Source organism: Undibacterium sp. MH2W (assembly GCF_049340215.1).
Lineage (GTDB): Bacteria > Pseudomonadota > Gammaproteobacteria > Burkholderiales > Burkholderiaceae_D > Undibacterium.
Map to the genome: position 1 here is coordinate 1 of NZ_JBMPPA010000044.1, position 255 is coordinate 255.

Consider the following 255-nt stretch of genomic DNA (forward strand, 5'->3'; position numbering starts at 1 on the left):
GTCCGCTGCCAGGCGGGACAGAAGATCTGTTTGAGAAGCTCAAAGTAGAAGCCGTGAAGGTACCGCAACCGGAAGTCAACATCCGCGGTGACCAAAACGTCCGCTACGAGTTCGTTGGTAAAACGATCCTCAATGCCCAACGCGCAGGGATTGCAAAAGTGGGCTTCGTGATCGAACCACCACCACGCAACTAAAGGAAGATTATGGGAATGCAAATAGGTTCCGGCAGCTCTTCAGCCGATCCGGAAGTGATGA

General features: G+C 52.9%; 1 protein-coding gene. It reads left to right on the forward strand.

Features of this window, described 5'->3' with window-relative positions; genetic code table 11:
- Nucleotides 1-194 (forward strand): ExbD/TolR family protein (locus ACO0K2_RS19780; RefSeq protein WP_423019381.1); only part of this gene is annotated, 194 nt, incomplete at its 5' end.
- Between the last annotated feature and the right edge of the window lie 61 nt (nt 195-255).